The organism is Arthrobacter silvisoli, assembly GCF_003369445.1.
GTDB lineage: Bacteria > Actinomycetota > Actinomycetes > Actinomycetales > Micrococcaceae > Arthrobacter > Arthrobacter silvisoli.
The window spans coordinates 161,180-177,115 of the sequence record NZ_QRCU01000037.1 but is presented as its reverse complement, the minus strand read 5'-3'; the positions used below and the strand labels follow the sequence as shown (position 1 = coordinate 177,115).

Below are 15,936 nucleotides of genomic sequence, written 5' to 3'. Positions count from 1 at the left end.
GTCGGCGGGGACGCTACGTCCGCGGCCGTCCCCGCCGCTACTCAGGGCACGGTGCAGGACCGAGTAGTCGGCCCCCTGCGGACACCCCGAATTGAGTACTATTCGCCCCATTTTCCGCCTGGGCGACCGTACAAAGTGGAGTACACACTACTCGTGACGGGCCTTCACCGCGACGGCTCCAATGGAGCATGGCTGGTCCCCAAGACCGGCTTCTGGTCCCTGGGGGTCTCGGTATGTGCGGTCTCTTCAATCTCGCTATGCCAGTTCCGCGCCATGCGCCGACGGAGCTGCTCCGATGAGCGCCGGGAAGTTGATCCGGCGGAGATCCGTCCTGTCACTGGCCGTTGTCCTGGGAGCCAGCGCCGGGATCGGACTCACGGTCGCCGGAACGGTTCCGGCTGCAGCGCAGTCCCTTGCGACCAGCTTCGGGCAACGAATCCCGCTCACTACCGTCGGAACGGAGCAGTCCCGCCTCCTGCGCAGATTCCGGAACGTCTTCCAGGGCGTCCCCCAAGTGACCGCCAGGTTCTTCAGGACAGGCTCCGGCGTACTGAAGATCGCCGCGGGAAGCTCCGGCCTGGCCGACCAGCTCCAGATCCTTGACGCCGCCACGGGTGTCCGGGAGGCATCGTTGGCGCCGTTTGCGGGGAACGGGGCCGGCGTAGGGAACACCGCGATCGACGCCGGAACCGGGGACCTGCTTGCCTTCGGCGCGGACAACACCGTCAAACGGGTCACGGCCTCCGGTACCGTCACCGATGCGTACGACACGGCGCCCCTCTCGACGTACTCGTCGTTCGCCGTCGCCGTCGACTCCAAGGGCGGAGTGTGGAACGGCAACTATCCCACCGGGAACACCACGCGGTTCGATCCGCTGACCCGGACGACTTTGGAGACCCCGCGTGTCCGCCCTGATACCCAGTACGTCCGGGCGCTCGCGATCGACGGCTCCGACAACGTCTTTGCGGGAACGGGGTCCCAGAACCCGAGCCTGTTCACCTGGCATAGGGGCACCCCGGACGAAATCCGCGAAATCCCCCTCCCCGACGCCAACGCGTCGGGGTTCGTGGAACGTGTCGATGCCCACGCTGACGTGCTCTTTGTCTATTACGACGGCGCCGACGGAACCCAGAAGTTCAGGGTGTACCGGATCTCAACCGGCACGTGGCTTACCCTGCCGTGGACCTGGATCCCTTCTGCACGCACCTCTGCCTCTGCGCCCGGCTCCCCGGAGGCCTACGCCGTCTGGAACACCGCGGGCGTCCACAAACTCATGCGGATCGACACCAGGACCATGGAGGCGACGTTTGTGTGCCTCGTCCCGGACACGGCGCGGGCCATGGACGTCGAGGTTTCCGGGACAGACACTTTCGTGAACATCCTCTGCGGGAGCGACGGCGAGTACCGGTCCGTGCGGGTCTCCGCCACTGCGCAGGCGGTCCTTTCGGACGTGGTGGCCGGCTTCGCGGCCCAGACCTTCAAAGTCCAGGGACTCCTGGCCTCCGCAAGCGAAAACAAGGTCTACTTCGGCGGCTACAGGGGAGACGGCGTCGGCAGCGTCGACCTCGCCACCTGGGCCACGTGGAGGTCGCCGGTGGGGAGCGGGATCGCGCAGATCGAAGGCATCCTCGAATACGACGCGTCCACGATCTACATCGGCTCCTACACCGGCGGAGTGTTGCTCCGCTTCAACCCCGTCACGAAAACGATCAAAGTACTGGTTGAGCTGCGGAAAGCCTACTTCCAGTCGAGGCCGATCTGCTGGGCCCTGGCCGGCGGCAGGGTGGTGGCCGGGACCATCCCGGACTATGGGCGGAACGGCGGTGCGCTTGCCATCCTGAATCCGGCCGACGACGCCGACATCAAGGTGGTGTCCGCACCCGTGCCCGGGCAGTCCGTGCTGGGCCTGGCCGGCGAAGGCGACATCGTGTACGGCACCACAGGGATCATGGGCGGACAAGGCGCGAGCAACGACACCAAGCCCGCCCACGTCTTCGCCTGGGATGTCGTACAGGGCAAACTGTTGTGGGCCCGCCCGTTCACCGGCGAAGTAGAGATCAACAGCCCCATCCTGGTCAACGGGATCCTTTACGTGAGCACGAACAACGGGGTGATCCGGCTCAACAAGGCCAGCGGCTCGCCGGTGGCGACCTACCAGCTCCTCAACCGTTCCGTCGCCCCCGGGTACAGGACCAGCACCATCAAGTACCTTCCCAAGGCCAGCGGCATCCTCCACATCAGCGGCGGCACAGTGACCCTCCTGGACCCCTACTGGCAAACCCGGAAGGAAATCCTGAGGGGTGCCTACAGCGAAATGACGGTCAGCAAGGACGGCCGGCTGTTCGTCGTCGAAGACGGCACCAACATCGCCGAGGTCGACACCGTGCAGCGGCCGACGATCCGCACCGCAGCGGACCTGGTCTCGGTGGGTCCTACCGGCGGTTTGAGTGTCTGCCGTTCCCTCGGCAACGGAAAATTCGGGGATCCTCTCCGTGCGGACTCCGGGTTCGGCGGCTATGTACGGTCCGCGCACGTGGTGGATTGGAACCGAGACGGTATCTTCGACGTCCTGACAAGCCACAGCGACGGGTCCCTGCAACTGCACCGCGGCCTGCCGCGGGGGGGCTTCATGCCGCCGGCTGTCCTGGCGAAAACGGGCTGGGGCACCGTGGATCTCACTGTGGGAATCTGGGGCACCTCGCTGTCGGTGCTCGCCATGGATCCGGCCAGCGGCATCCTGCGGGCCTGGCCGGTCCTCAGCACCGGCGCCCTGGGAACGCCGGCCACCATCGGCACCGGATGGAAGGGCCGGAAGTTCGTCCTCATGGTTCCCTCGCGGTCCACCAGTTCGTGCCTCATCGTCAACCAGGGCGGCTCGCTGTACCGCTACTCGCGCGTTTATGGGGGTAAGGTCACTACGGCCCCGGTCCGGCTCAGCGCCGGAGGGTTCTCGGCCATGACCGCGTTTTCACCCGTCTACGGCCACCGCCCGGACCTCAACGGAATCGGCTGGATCGACGCCAACGGTGCCGTCAAGTACACGGACATCGCGCCAGGCTCAGTGGGCAGCAACATCGCCTACCCGTTCCTGCTGAAGGGCAACAAGCTGGCAAGCACCTGAGGCCATCCGACGTGCTCCCTGTAAGGACCCGCGGTCCCTTTCGCCCCGGCGGAACGAGGGCTAGCCTATAACCGAACGCTCAACGGACGTCAAGCATGCTGGGTGCAGTGTCAGGGGAGCTCATGCACGATGGTCTCATACCCTTCAGCCGTCGGCGGGCAATGCAGTTTCTTGCGGGCCAGCTTGCGGCCACCCCTGTGTTCCTGACCGGTCTCGGATCCGCACACGCGGCGGACTCACCGGCTCCGTACCCCTTCGCGTTCAACCAAACGCTTCTCGATACTTTCATTGCACGCCGCGGCGGAGCGATCGGGACGGCGGGGCGTGCGGCTGTCGCTTTCCGCTGTGACCACCACCTGAACAGGTTCAAGGCCGATCTCCTGCCCCTGCACCGGAAATACGCCATACCGGTGACTATTGCAGCGATGTCCCAGATGACTGCGGTTGAAAAGGGGCCCGCAGGAAGCGAGCTGATGCCCTTCCCGCTCCTGGAGAGGAGTGCTCTGGAGAACGGCATTGAGGTGGCGAACCACAGCGCCACGCATCGCGATGCCGCCACGGATCTGCGCCTCACGGAGGAAATCGTGGAGGCCCATTGGTCCCTGGCGCGCTCGCTGCCCAAGCTGCCGATCGAGCTGTTCGTTCCCCCCGGGGTCGGCGGCACGAACTACCGGGGGTTTGACGGCGGCGCCAACTGGTCGTCGTTCCAGAAACACCTGGCCGGCCGGCTCATTACACAGCAGCATGCGCTTTCCACCGGGTACATGCCAGGGTACTGGTCCATGACGGGACAAGCGCTTCTCAACATGGGCCGAAGCCACATACGGATCGATGACGCGGCCGTCGCGTGGCGCGGAAAGGACTTCGTCAATGCTGCACGGAGGCAGCACAAGGGCGTGTGCTTCATGTACCACCCCAGTTCCCTCAATGCCGCCGGCCTTGCCGCCGTCGAAGACCTTTTCGCCTGGTGCGCGGCCGAACGGGACGCTGGCCGGCTGGACATCCTGACCGTGGGCGGCCTCATGCTCGCGCAGCTCGACGGCCCGTCGCGGCATGACCTCCTGGGCGGGGACCAGGGGTTCAGCAACGGTTGGAACGGCTGGAACGGTTTGTCCGCGAAGTGGTCCCTCCGTGCCGAACAAGGCGGGCACTACGCCCGCAGGGGAACGCGCTCGACCGCGCTGTCCAAAGACTGCGCGCTTGGCGTGTACGCAGGTTCCACCCGGCAGCTGCGGATGTCCGTGCGTTCCGGCACCGGGGTGCGGCTCAAGCTCGAGGTGTTCGACGCCGAATCGCCCGCACGGTTCAGCGCGGCGAGGTACGTCACCGTACGCGGCTCAGGAACCAACACCGCGCTGCATCAGTACGTCACCCTGCCATTGACAGGGACACGGACCGTCCGGGTCCAGCTCACACCCGTTTCCGGCGGCGAACTACTGGTCCAGGCACCGCAATTGCTCGCGGCGTGAGACAGGAGATGACTAGGTAGGTAAGACCATGAACGACCACGAGGCACATGCCAGCAATACTCCCCATATCCGCAGACGGTCCGTACTGTCCCTAGCCGTCGTCCTGGGGGCGGGCGCAGGACTTGGGCGGGTTGCAACGAGTGCTCCACCCGCAGCGGCCGCGTCCCTCGACACCGCATTCGGTTCCGACGTTGCATTGACAACGGTCGGAACGGAACCCTCAGCCGTGCTGAGGCGGTACCGCAACGTCTTTTCGAGCATTCCGCAGGTCAACGCAGCCTTCTTCCGGACGAGCACCGGAGCGCTGAAGATTGCCGCCGGAAGCGCCGGGCTGACTGATCAACTCCAGATCCTCGATGCCGCCACGGGTGTCCGGGAGCTGTCCCTTGTCCCCTTCCCGGCCAGCGGCGGGGGCGTGGGGAAAACTGCCGTCGAAGCCGGAACCGGGGCACTGCTTGCCTTCGGCGCGGACGACACCGTCAAGAGGGTCACGCTTTCCGGGACCGTTACGGATGCTTACCAGACGGCACCGACGTCCACCAACGCGGCTTTCGCGGTCGCCGTGGACTCGAAGGACAGGGTGTGGAACGGTAATTACCCAACGGGCAACACCACCCGCTTCGACCCGCGGACCGGCGCAACCCTGCATACCGCCCGGATCCGCCCGGACACCCAGTACATCCGCTCACTCGCCATCGACGGGCCGGGGTGGGTCTATGTTGGAACCGGCTCGCAGAAGCCCACCGTGTTCACCTGGCACACCGACAGCCCGGATCAGATCCGCGAAATTCCCCTCCCGGATGCCCGGTCCACCGGATTCGTCCACCGGATCGACGCCCACGGGGACGTTCTTTTCATCTATTTCGATGGCGCCGACGGGATGCTCCGGTTCGAGGTCTACCGCACGTCCAACGACACGTGGGTCACCCGTCCGTGGGACTGGATGCCCTCCGCGATGACCAGTGGGTCGGCGCCCGGTTCCTTGGATGCCTATGCCGTGTGGAACACGGTGGGGGTCCACAAGCTGATGCGGATCGACACCAGGACCTTGGAAGCGTCGTATGTGTGCCTCGTCCCGGACACCGCCCGGGCCATCGACGTCGAAGTGTCCGACACGGACACCTTCGTCAACATCCTGTGCGGGAGCGACGGCCAGTACCACTGCATCAGGGTTTCCGTCGGCAGCCAGGCGGTCATCCGGGACGTCACACCGAATTTCGCCGCCCAGACCTTCAAACTGCAGGCCCTCATGGCGTCCCAGTCCGAAGACAAGATCTACTTCGGCGGATACACGGGCGACGGCATCGGAAGCGTCGACATCACGACACGGACAACCTGGAGGTCACCGCTGGGGACCGGGATTGCGCAGATCGAAGGCATGTTTGAATACGACGCGTCCACGATCTATGTCGGCTCCTACACAGGGGGTGTGCTGCTCCGCTTCAACCCGGTGACCCAGGCTGTGACCAAGCTCATCGAACTGCGCTACCCCTACTACCAGTCGAGGCCGATCTGCTGGGCGACCGCCGGCAACAGGGTGGTGGCCGGGACCATCCCCGACTATGGCCGGAACGGCGGGGCGCTCGCCATCCTGAACCCGGCGGACGACACGGACATCAAAGTTGTGTCCGGCCCGGTGGCCGGGCAGTCGGTGCTGGGCCTCGTCGGTGAGGGCGACATCGTCTATGGAACGACGGGAATCATGGGCGGGCTGGGGTCGAACTACGATACCAAGCCCGCCCATGTCTTTGCGTGGAATGTGCCCCAGGGGCGCCTGCTCTGGGCGCGTCCCTTCACGGGCGAGGTGGAGATCAACAGCCCGATCATGATCAACGGGATCCTCTATGTGAGCACGAACAACGGCGTGATCCGGCTGAACAAGGCCAGCGGTTCGCCGGTGGCGACCTATCAGCTCCTCTACCGCTCGGCCTCTCCCGGCTTCCGGACCAGCACCATCAAGTACCTCCCGAAGGCAAGCGGCATCATTCATCTGAGCGGGGGAACGGTGACGGTCCTGGACCCGTTCCGCCAAACCCGCAAGGAAGTCCTCCGCGGCCCGTACACGGAAATGGTGGTCAACAAACAGAGCCGGCTGTTCTTCGTCGAAAACACCACGAACATCGTTGAAGTCGACGCGGTGCAGCGGCCCACGATCCGTTCAAGGGCGGACCTGGTCACGGTGGGGCCCAACGCCTGGCTGTATGTGTGCAGGTCCTCGGGGGATGGGAGCTTCGGCAACCCGATCCGCGCGGACTCCGGGTTCGGCGGATATGTGCGGTCGGCGCACGTCGTGGACTGGAACGGGGACGGCATCCTCGATGTGCTGACGAACCACAGCGACGGGACGCTGCAGCTCCACCGGGGCCTCCCAAACGGCGGTTTCATGCCGCCGGCGGTGGTGGGGCCATCCGGCTGGGCCGCCGTCGACCTCGCCGTGGGAATCTGGGGCACGTCCCTGTCGGTCATCGCGATGGATCCCGCCAGCGGAATCCTGCGGGCCTGGCCGGTCCTCAGCACCGGCGCCTTGGGTACGCCGGCCACGATCGGAACAGGCTGGCAGGGCAGGAACTTCGTCCTCATGGTACCGTCGCGGGCCACCAGCACGTCCCTCATCGTCAATCAGGCCGGCTCGCTCTACCGCTACTCGCGTGTGTACGGCGGCACGGTCTCCACTACCCCGGTCCGGCTCAGCACCGGAGGATTCTCGGCCATGACGGCGTTCTCACCCGTCTACGGCCACCGCCCGGACCTCAACGGAATCGTCTGGATCGACGCCAATGGCGCCGTCAAATACACAGACATCGGGACAAGTTCCGTCGGCAGCACCCTCAGCTACCCGTTCATACTCAAGAGCCACAAGTTTGCGAGCACCTGAGCCTAGCCGGAAACCGCACGCCCTGCCGGTTCCACCGTAGGCAACGGGCCTTGGACAAAGGGTGCGTCCCATCCCGAGAGGACCAGGTCAACGAAAGGATTCAGCACCGTCCTGTAAGGCATGTTGTGCCCTTCGGCGAAGCGTTCGACGACGATCCTCACCTTGCCGTCCGGCGAAACCCCGGTGCGGGGTTCCATGCCCAGGGCGGCGGCGAAAGGACCCAGATGGTTCTCCATGTGGTGGGGGTCGTCGTCGTTCTGGACGTACAGGACCTGGTGCTCAAGCTGCGGCGACGCTCCATACGCGGTGGCCAGCTCGCAGCGTCCCCCGAGGCGGTTGAGCTGCTTCTCGGAGGCGAATTCAGGGAAAAGCCGCCTGACGTAGTTCCGTACCGACTTCAGCCAGTACCGCTGGATGTTTGTCTGCGGGTTGAAGACCAGGGCGCGGCTTCCCGGAGTCTTGGACGCCAGGGCGAGGGAGGCGAACCCGCCGCCCGAGCCGCCCATGAAGACGATTTTCCTGGCCCCCAGCTGGCGGGCGGCCCGCTTCACCAGTTCCGCATAGCGTTCGGTGAGGTCGTCCGCGGCACTACCAGTGAACCAGGCCAACTCCAGGTCGTTGTGCGGTTCGAGCGCGGTGTCGGCCAGGAACATCAGGTTCTCGGGCCGGCCTTCCAGTGTGGCAAGCCACTCGAAGCGGGGCAGGCTGTACTTTTCCCGGTTCAGGGCGCCGTGGCTTACCACCAGCAGGGTGTCCGAGCCGTTGTTCTGGATAAGGCTGCACAGGCCGTAGAGCTCGCCGGCGGCGGGCGCAATCCTGTGGTGGGTCCGCCCTTCCTGCGACGCGTCGAAGTCATCGAGTCCGGCCCACGCCAGGATCGGTGCCTTGTGCCGCGCGTCGTGGACGGGAAAGCCGTGGACGGGAACCTTGTTGACGGGGGCGGAGGCAGGCGGTTCGAGGAGCTCTTCCGGCAGCAGACCAAGCAGCTTCCCTGCTACCTCTCCGTAGACGGCGTCGTGCAGGTTGTACGGCGCCGGGCCCCATTTGTGGTTGCGTGAGGTCCACGTCCTGGAATGGCTCAGTACCTGGACGCCGCGATCGCGCAGGTACGCGGCATATCGGGAGAATTCGGCGTTTGCCTTGTCCGAGGAAAGGCCGAAAGGCAATTCGGCGTCGAGGCCGTTTTCGTCGGTGCGCGCCCACGCGAGATCCAGGACGTAGGTGCGCTGGAGGAGTGCTTTCCTCGCCAGGAAACCGAGGAACTTTTCCGCCGCTTCGCACCATAGCCCGAAGTGTTCATCGGTGCCGAACACAATGGTCCGCATCGCACCGGAGCCGGCAGTGACGTGCTTGACCCGCTCGGGGGAACGGGTCAGGTATGTCCCGTCGACAAGGCGGTCCACGCCGAAGCGTTCGTCGAACAGATCCCACAGCACGATATCGATACCCGGCAGGCGGGCCTCGACGTCGTTCCGCAAGGAAGCGGCGATGTCGGCCTGCAGGACGCGCACGGCAGCCGGGCGCGCCGCGGCGTCCGCGAACACCGCGCCGCTCGGCCCGCCCATGGCGCTGATCAGCGACTGGCGGGATACCAGGCCCGCCTGCTGAACGGCGTCGCCGGGAAAATGGTCAACTATGGCGGAGGCAGGGCCTCCGCCATAGGAGAAGACTTTCAAGGGGCGCATCAATCAGACGCGGACGGCACGTTCGTCGAGTTCGGAGCCGAATTCATCGATGCGGCTGCCGATCCTCAGCAGTTCCGCGATGGCGGCAACGGTGCGCTCTGACGCCTTGCCGTCACCGTACGGGTTGACGGCGTTTGCCATCGCGTCAAAGTGCGCCTCGTCGTGCAGGAGGCGGTCGACCTCGGCAACGATCCGGTCTTCGTCGGTGCCGATGAGCGACACCGTTCCGGCGGCCACGGCTTCGGGACGCTCGGTGTTGTCGCGCATCACGAGGACCGGCTTGCCCAGGCTCGGGGCTTCCTCCTGGACTCCGCCGGAATCGGTCAGGACGATGTGGGCGAGGGAGAGCATGCGGGTGAATTCGCCGTAGGCCAGGGGTTCCGTGACCACCACGTTGCCCTTGCCTTCGAGCGCGGGCAGCACGGCTTCACGGACCACCGGGTTCTTGTGCGCCGGAAGCACGATCACCATGTCAGGCTCGGCGTCGGCGATCCGGGCCAGGGCGCGTCCGACGCCACGCATCGCGTCGCCCTGGTTCTCGCGGCGGTGCGTGGTGACCAGGAGGATTTTCCGGCCGCTGGAGGCGAGTTCTTCAAGCTGCGGGTCCGTGAAGGGAATCTGCTTCCCGACGGTGGTCAGGAGCGCATCGATGACGGAGTTGCCGGTGACGACGATGTCTTCGTCGTTGACGCCCTCGGCCAGCAGGTTGGCCTTGCTGACGCTCGTCGGCGCCAGGTGGAGGCTCGCGATCTGGCTGGTGATCTTGCGGTTCGCTTCCTCCGGGAAGGGCGAGAAGAGGTCGCCGCTGCGCAGGCCGGCCTCGACATGGACCACTGGAATCCCGTGGTAGAAGGCGGCGATTGCGCCGGCAGTCGACGTCGTGGTGTCACCCTGGACAACCACGGCGTCGGGCTTCCGCTCGGCGAAGAGCTTGTCGAGACCGTCGATGGTGCGCGTCATGATCGCCGAGAGGGACTGACGCTGCTGGAGGATGTTGAGGTCGTGGTCGGGGACGATCCCGAATAGTTCGTTGACCTGGTCGAGCATTTCCCGGTGCTGGCCTGTCACGGTGACAACGCAATCGAAAAGGTCCGACTGCTGCAGGGCGGCAACGATGGGTGCCATTTTGATGGCTTCGGGCCTGGTGCCGAAAATGGGCATGACAGTGGGCATTGCTTCCCCCGGGTATTTGGATAATTGACAACATCCTGAATGTTACTTGACATCCCCCTGTGACAAGGAATGCGCAAGCGGCTCCAAGATGAACGGCGGGCGCCGTTTTTCGGCTATCTGATGAACAGCAAAGCCAGGACCAGCGCAGGGACTGCGAGCGTTGTTGCAGCCACCACGGCCAAGGCGACGAGGCGTTTGCGGCCGAAGGTGCTTGGCCGCCGTTCCGGCTTCGCCGCGCGGTTTCCAGCCTGTGGCTGCGGCACCGGAAGGTCGACGAACATGTCTTCCGGGATGTCGGAACGGAAGCGCCTCCGGTGCACGTGCCGGGGGGCTGAAAGAAGCTCCGATGCACTGTCTTGCGGGGTGTCCAGCGGCTGCTCCTTTCGCGTCCGATTCCGTAAAGGTCCGCAACGAGTCTAGCCGGGAGCGGCGCCGGATGCCTGCACGAGGGCCATCACGGGGTGGCTTCAACCGCACTCGGGGCGCAGGTTCACGTCCAGCAAGCCGGCTTCTTCGATGACGAAACGCCGCAGCCATTGCAGCGAATCCAGGGCCGGTTCCGACGCCACCATGTGGACATCCGCCGCGGTGCACTGGCGCATCAATGTCCCGGCCCGAAGCACGTGGTAAGAGGACGTCACGACGGCCACCGAGTGCCATCCGTTCTCCTTGGCCAGCTTCGCGACGGAGGCCGCCTCGCCGCGTGTGTCCATGCCTTCCGGCCGGAAGCAAATCAGTGATTGCTGCGGAAAGGACGCCGCGTTGCAGAGCGCATCGACCGAGGCGTTTCCCCGTGTGTCGGTCCAGGAGAGGACCAGCACCGGCGCCGCAGCCTGGCCGGCCCGGGACTGGGCAGCCAGGGCCTGCGCCGTTTCCAGGGCCTGCGCCGCGGGCAGCCGTTCATCGCTGCTGCCGCCCAGGACGACGATGGCATCGACGGGCGGGGGGACCGGCGTCGACACAAGGCAGAAAAGCTGGAGGGAGACCGCAAACCAGAGAACAAAGAGGCCCGCGGCGCCGGCTGAGAGATACCTCGTCAGCCTCCTGTTTTTCTGTTGCACCCTGCAAGTCTAAAAGCAGGCATGGCAGCGCCCCGCCCGCTCACCGAATGTCAGCACGAGCGGCTAGCGTAGAAGCGTGCCGGAAAAAGTACTGACTGTCGCCCACATGTCGGAGAGCGGGCTGCTCGCCCGGATCTTCCCGCGCCTCGAGTCGAGCAGCAGTGTCCTGCTTGGACCAGGTGATGATGCCGCCGTCGTCGCGGCCCCGGACGGACGGGCCGTCATCTCCATCGATACCCAGACCCAGGACCAGGACTTCCGACTGGACTGGAACAACGGCTACCGCACCACCGGCTACGACGTCGGGTGGAAGTCCGCAGCCCAGAATCTCAGCGACATCAACGCGATGGGAGGAACCGCCACCTCCCTCGTCGTCAGCCTGACGATGCCCCCGGAGACGCCGGTGTCCTGGGTGGAGGATTTCGCCGACGGTCTCACCGCCGGCATCGCCGGTCTCGGCGCCTCGGACTGCTCGGTGGCCGGCGGCGACCTGGGGAGGGGGCGGGAGATCGCGGTGACGGTCGCCGTCGTCGGGACCTTGCACGGGAAGGCTCCGGTGCTTCGCTCCGGAGCGCAGCCGGGGGACACCCTTGCTCTCGCGGGAACCCTCGGCCGCGCGGCCGCGGGCCTGGCCTTGCTGGAAAGCACGGTGCCGCTCGAATCCCTCACCCCGGAACAGCGGGAACTCGTGGACCGCCAATGCCGCCCGGTGCCGCCCCTGGCCGCCGGCCCGCGGGCAGCGGCAGCGGGGGCCACCGCCATGATGGACGTTTCGGACGGATTGATGCGCGACGGCGGCCGCCTCGCCACAGCCAGCGGCGTCATCCTGGACCTTGATCCGGTTGCCCTGAAGGCCCAGGCCCACGCCCTCGAAGCTGCGGCGTCGCTGCTGGACGTCGACCCCATGGACTGGGTGCTCGGCGGGGGAGAGGACCACGGCCTGTTGGCAGCCTTTCCGGCCGGAGTTGAGCTCCCGGAGCCCTTCACTGCGGTAGGCTCAGTCAGGGCCGCTGCCGGGGGAGAACGCGTGGGCGTCCGGATAGCCGGGGAGTCCGCCGACACCGTGGGATGGGATCACTTTGCAGACTAAGATCGCCGCCAATGTGCATGCAATGAAGCGCTGGCTGGGCAAAGCGGAGACTACTCTCGGCAACCACAGCGACCGGCTCAACGCCATCAACATTTTCCCGGTGGCCGATGGCGACACCGGCACCAACCTGTACCTCACCGTTCGGGCCGCCGTCTCAGCCCTGAGCGCAGCGGATGGCAAGGAAGCCCGCAGCCCCGAAAGCGGCCAGGCCAAGACCGAACAGCTCAAGGCCGAACAGGCCAACGACGTCGGCGCGGTGCTGGCGGCGGCCGGACGCGCGGCGATGGAGCAGGCCCGCGGCAATTCGGGGACCCTGTTCGCCGTCTTCCTCTGCGCGATGGCGGAGCCCCTCGCCGGGCATGGCCGGCTCAGCGCCCCGCTGCTGGCCGCTGCCCTGCACCGGGCGCAGATCCGTTCGTGGTCGGCGCTGAGCGAGCCCGTCTCCGGGACCATGCTGTCCGTGCTCGAAGCCGCTGCCCAGGCAGCCGGCGAGGTGGACGCCGCCCAGAACGGCGACGACAGCAACCATGCCCTCGGCCTCGCCCTGGACGCCGCCGTGGATGCCGCCCTCCGGGCCGTGGTTCGCACCGAGGAGCAGTTGGCGCCCCTGCATGATGCCCATGTGGTGGATGCCGGCGGCGTGGGGATGCTCCTGGTGCTGGACTGCTTGCGCTCGGCCGTGCTGGGTGAGGAACTGCAGGACGAGCTGCTGGATGGACTGCATGGCTACGACGTCCAGGACCCGCACATCCACACCGGGCTGCCGGACGACGAGGGCGTGGAAGTCATGTGCACCATCGAACTTTCACCCCTGGCCGCCGCCACGCTCCGGCAGAAGCTCGATGAGTTGGGCGACTCCGTCATCATGAGCCAGGTGGGCAGCGTCACCGCGTCCGGCAGCCAGGACGGCGACGAGCAGGATGACGACGACGTCGACGGCATCGAGGCAAGCTACCGCTGGCGGGTCCACGTGCACGTCCCGGAAGCCGGTCCCGCGGTGGAGGCCATCCGCGCCCTCGGGGAGCCGAGCGATATTTCCGTCAGCCAGCTGGCCCTGCCGCGCGATCCGGACGCCAGCCCGGAAGCCGGTTCCGGCGTCGCCTCCGCTGCCCCTGGAAGGCCATCACCGGCATGAGTCCTGAGCTGGCACACCCCGAACTGGGCCTGCCGCTGGACCGGAGGATCGGCAAGCGTTCGGCCTCCGTGATCACCAAGCACCTTGGCCTGGAAACCGTCGGCGAACTGCTGAACTACTTCCCCCGCCGGTATCTCACCCGCGGCGAGCTCACGCCCATCGCGCAGCTCCCGCTGGATGAGGAAGCCACCCTGGTTGCCCGCGTCATCTCGAACAACACCCGGCAGATGCGCGCCCGCCGCGGTTCGCTCACCGAGGTCGTGGTGACCGACGACGCCGGCGGGAACCGTGCCGAAGTAGCCGTCGCGGGCTCCAAGGGGCCCGGAACGCTGAAGATCAGCTTCTTCAACGGCTTCCGTGCGCGCAGCGAACTGCAGCCGGGACGCCGGGCCATGTTCTCGGGGAAGGTCACCCGCTACGGCGGTGCCCTCGGTATGACGAACCCGGACTTCATGCTGCTGGATGAAGACCCGGAAGCCGCCGGCAGCTCAGGTCTTAAAACGACTGACCCGGAGAAGCTCGCGGCGATGCCTATCCCGGTCTATCCGGCCACGGCCAAACTCACCAGCTGGTCGATCCACAAGGTCATTACCACCCTGCTGGACACCATCGACCTTGACCGGATCGAAGACCCCCTCCCGGCCGCCATCGTGGACCGGGAAGGATTCGCAGACATCGGCCGGGCCTACCAGCTGATCCATTCCCCGGAAACGGCCATGGACTGGAAGCACGCCCGGGACCGTTTCCGTTACCAGGAAGCGCTGGTGCTGCAGACGGCCCTCGCACGCCGCCGTGCCCAGCTGGCCGCCGAAGAGGCCACGGCGCGACGGCCGGCAACGGACGGACTGCTCACCGCGTTCGACCGCCAGCTGCCATTTACCCTCACGGCCGGCCAGGCCGCCGTCGGGAAGGCTCTCTCGCAGGAACTGGCGCAGAATTCGCCGATGAACCGGCTGCTCCAGGGCGAGGTGGGCTCCGGCAAGACGATCGTGGCCCTGCGCGCCATGCTGCAAGTGGTCGACGCCGGCGGGCAGGCTGCGCTGCTGGCTCCCACCGAGGTCCTCGCGGCCCAGCATTACGAATCGATCCGGCGCACGCTGGGACCGCTGGCCAGGGACGGCATGTTCGGCGGCGCCGGGATGCTCGGGCAGGAGCCCGGCACCGCCTCCGTCCAGGTGACGCTCCTGACCGGTTCCATGCCCACCGCCGCGCGCAAGCAGGCCATGCTGGACGCGGCGTCCGGGAACGCCGGCATCGTGATCGGCACCCACGCACTGCTCAGCGACAGGACCAGCTTCCAGGACCTCGGCCTGATCGTGGTGGACGAACAGCACCGCTTCGGCGTCGAACAGCGCGATGCCCTTCGTGCCAAGGCGAGCCGCCCGCCGCACCTGCTGGTCATGACCGCCACCCCCATTCCCCGGACCGTGGCGATGACCGTGTTCGGGGACCTCGAAACCTCCGTCCTCGACGAACTGCCCGCAGGCCGGGCCCCGATCAGCACCCATCTGGTGGGCCTGGCCGAGAACCCCGGCTGGGCCACGCGGATCTGGGCCCGCTCACGCGAGGAAATCGACGCCGGCCACCAGGTGTATGTGGTGTGCCCCAAGATCGGCACGGACGACGACGGCGACTTCACCCCGGGCGAAGACGAACCCGTGTACCTGCCGGACGGCAGTCCGGATCCGCTGGCGGAGGACGGCGCGGCCCGCGAGCTCGCGTCCGTGACCGCGGTCGTCGAAGCATTGCGGCAGGAGGATGCCCTGCGCGGAGTTAGGATCGAACCGCTGCACGGCCGCCAGGACCCGGTGCTCAAATCGGAAACCATGGCCTCCTTCGTGGCGAACGAGACCCAGGTGCTGGTTTCCACGACCGTGATCGAGGTGGGCGTCGACGTGCGCAACGCCACCCTGATGGTGATCCTCGACGCCGACCGCTTCGGCATTTCCCAGCTGCACCAGCTGCGTGGCCGGGTGGGCCGTGGCGGGCTGCCCGGGACCTGCCTGCTGGTCACCACCCTGGAGCCCGGGCACCCGAGCCGCCGCCGCCTGGACGCCGTGGCCGCCACGACGGACGGCTTCGAGCTGTCCCAGGAGGACCTCAAGTTGCGGCGCGAAGGCGACATCCTGGGTGCCTCTCAATCAGGCGGGCGGTCCACTCTCAAGCTGCTCAGGGTCCTGGAACACGGGGACGTGATCGAGCGCGCCCGCAGCGATGCCCAACGGCTGGTGGCCGATGACCCGGAGTTGGGCCGGCACGAGACCCTTGCGGCTGCGATCGACGAATACCTCAACCCCGAGAAGGAGGCCTTCCTTGAACGCGGATAG

10 protein-coding genes are annotated in these 15,936 nt (G+C 66.5%); 6 read left to right on the top strand and 4 right to left on the bottom strand.

What is annotated here, in order from left to right:
• The first annotated feature begins 295 nt into the window (after positions 1-295).
• The 3 genes from DWV11_RS10385 to DWV11_RS10375 all read left to right on the top strand — a co-directional run bounded on the left by DWV11_RS10385 (position 296) and on the right by DWV11_RS10375 (position 7,465).
• Positions 296-3,121, top strand: coding sequence for an FG-GAP-like repeat-containing protein (locus tag DWV11_RS10385; RefSeq protein WP_168404663.1), 2,826 nt, complete (start codon positions 296-298; stop codon positions 3,119-3,121).
• Between the two features lie 161 nt (positions 3,122-3,282).
• Positions 3,283-4,590 (top strand): polysaccharide deacetylase family protein, encoded by a 1,308-nt coding sequence (locus DWV11_RS10380; RefSeq protein ID WP_168404661.1) that lies wholly within the window; start codon positions 3,283-3,285, stop codon positions 4,588-4,590.
• Between the two features lie 226 nt (positions 4,591-4,816).
• On the top strand, positions 4,817-7,465 hold the full coding sequence (locus DWV11_RS10375) for an FG-GAP-like repeat-containing protein (protein ID WP_168404659.1): 2,649 nt from the start codon (positions 4,817-4,819) through the stop codon (positions 7,463-7,465).
• 2 nt (positions 7,466-7,467) lie between these two features.
• On the opposite strand, the gene DWV11_RS10370 is transcribed toward DWV11_RS10375, so the two are convergent.
• From DWV11_RS10370 to DWV11_RS10355, 4 genes are all read right to left on the bottom strand, one after another.
• Positions 7,468-9,150, bottom strand: a complete 1,683-nt coding sequence (locus DWV11_RS10370) for a DUF6270 domain-containing protein (protein ID WP_136017894.1) — start codon at positions 9,148-9,150, stop codon at positions 7,468-7,470.
• A 3-nt stretch (positions 9,151-9,153) separates the two neighbouring features.
• Positions 9,154-10,323, bottom strand: coding sequence for a non-hydrolyzing UDP-N-acetylglucosamine 2-epimerase (gene wecB / locus DWV11_RS10365; protein WP_115788789.1), 1,170 nt, complete (start codon positions 10,321-10,323; stop codon positions 9,154-9,156).
• A 113-nt stretch (positions 10,324-10,436) separates the two neighbouring features.
• On the bottom strand, positions 10,437-10,604 hold the full coding sequence (locus DWV11_RS20120; RefSeq protein ID WP_168404657.1) for a hypothetical protein: 168 nt from the start codon (positions 10,602-10,604) through the stop codon (positions 10,437-10,439).
• A 186-nt stretch (positions 10,605-10,790) separates the two neighbouring features.
• On the bottom strand, positions 10,791-11,384 hold the full coding sequence (locus DWV11_RS10355) for a YdcF family protein (RefSeq protein WP_115788787.1): 594 nt from the start codon (positions 11,382-11,384) through the stop codon (positions 10,791-10,793).
• 106 nt (positions 11,385-11,490) lie between these two features.
• Between DWV11_RS10355 and DWV11_RS10350 the strand changes: the two genes are divergently transcribed.
• The 3 genes from DWV11_RS10350 to DWV11_RS10340 are packed head-to-tail and all read left to right on the top strand — an operon-like array spanning position 11,491 to position 15,936.
• Entirely contained in the window at positions 11,491-12,474 is a 984-nt protein-coding gene (locus DWV11_RS10350; RefSeq protein ID WP_115788786.1) for a thiamine-phosphate kinase, read from the top strand.
• Positions 12,475-12,496: 22 nt separating this feature from the next.
• Positions 12,497-13,609, top strand: coding sequence for a DAK2 domain-containing protein (locus DWV11_RS10345; RefSeq protein ID WP_115788785.1), 1,113 nt, complete (start codon positions 12,497-12,499; stop codon positions 13,607-13,609).
• Entirely contained in the window at positions 13,606-15,936 is a 2,331-nt protein-coding gene (locus DWV11_RS10340; RefSeq protein ID WP_115788784.1) for an ATP-dependent DNA helicase RecG, read from the top strand. Before DWV11_RS10345 ends, DWV11_RS10340 begins: the two co-directional genes overlap by 4 nt.

What these genes read in the sequence shown, in the direction of transcription:
- DWV11_RS10385 (WP_168404663.1), top strand. Translation starts at nt 296, where the DNA reads ATGAGCGCCGGGAAGTTGATCCGGCGGAGATCCGTCCTGTCACTGGCC.
- DWV11_RS10380 (WP_168404661.1), top strand. Translation starts at nt 3,283, where the DNA reads ATGCAGTTTCTTGCGGGCCAGCTTGCGGCCACCCCTGTGTTCCTGACC.
- DWV11_RS10370 (WP_136017894.1), bottom strand. Translation starts at nt 9,150, where the DNA reads ATGCGCCCCTTGAAAGTCTTCTCCTATGGCGGAGGCCCTGCCTCCGCC.
- wecB (WP_115788789.1), bottom strand. Translation starts at nt 10,323, where the DNA reads ATGCCCACTGTCATGCCCATTTTCGGCACCAGGCCCGAAGCCATCAAA.
- DWV11_RS20120 (WP_168404657.1), bottom strand. Translation starts at nt 10,604, where the DNA reads ATGTTCGTCGACCTTCCGGTGCCGCAGCCACAGGCTGGAAACCGCGCG.
- DWV11_RS10350 (WP_115788786.1), top strand. Translation starts at nt 11,491, where the DNA reads ATGTCGGAGAGCGGGCTGCTCGCCCGGATCTTCCCGCGCCTCGAGTCG.
- DWV11_RS10345 (WP_115788785.1), top strand. Translation starts at nt 12,497, where the DNA reads ATGAAGCGCTGGCTGGGCAAAGCGGAGACTACTCTCGGCAACCACAGC.
- DWV11_RS10340 (WP_115788784.1), top strand. Translation starts at nt 13,606, where the DNA reads ATGAGTCCTGAGCTGGCACACCCCGAACTGGGCCTGCCGCTGGACCGG.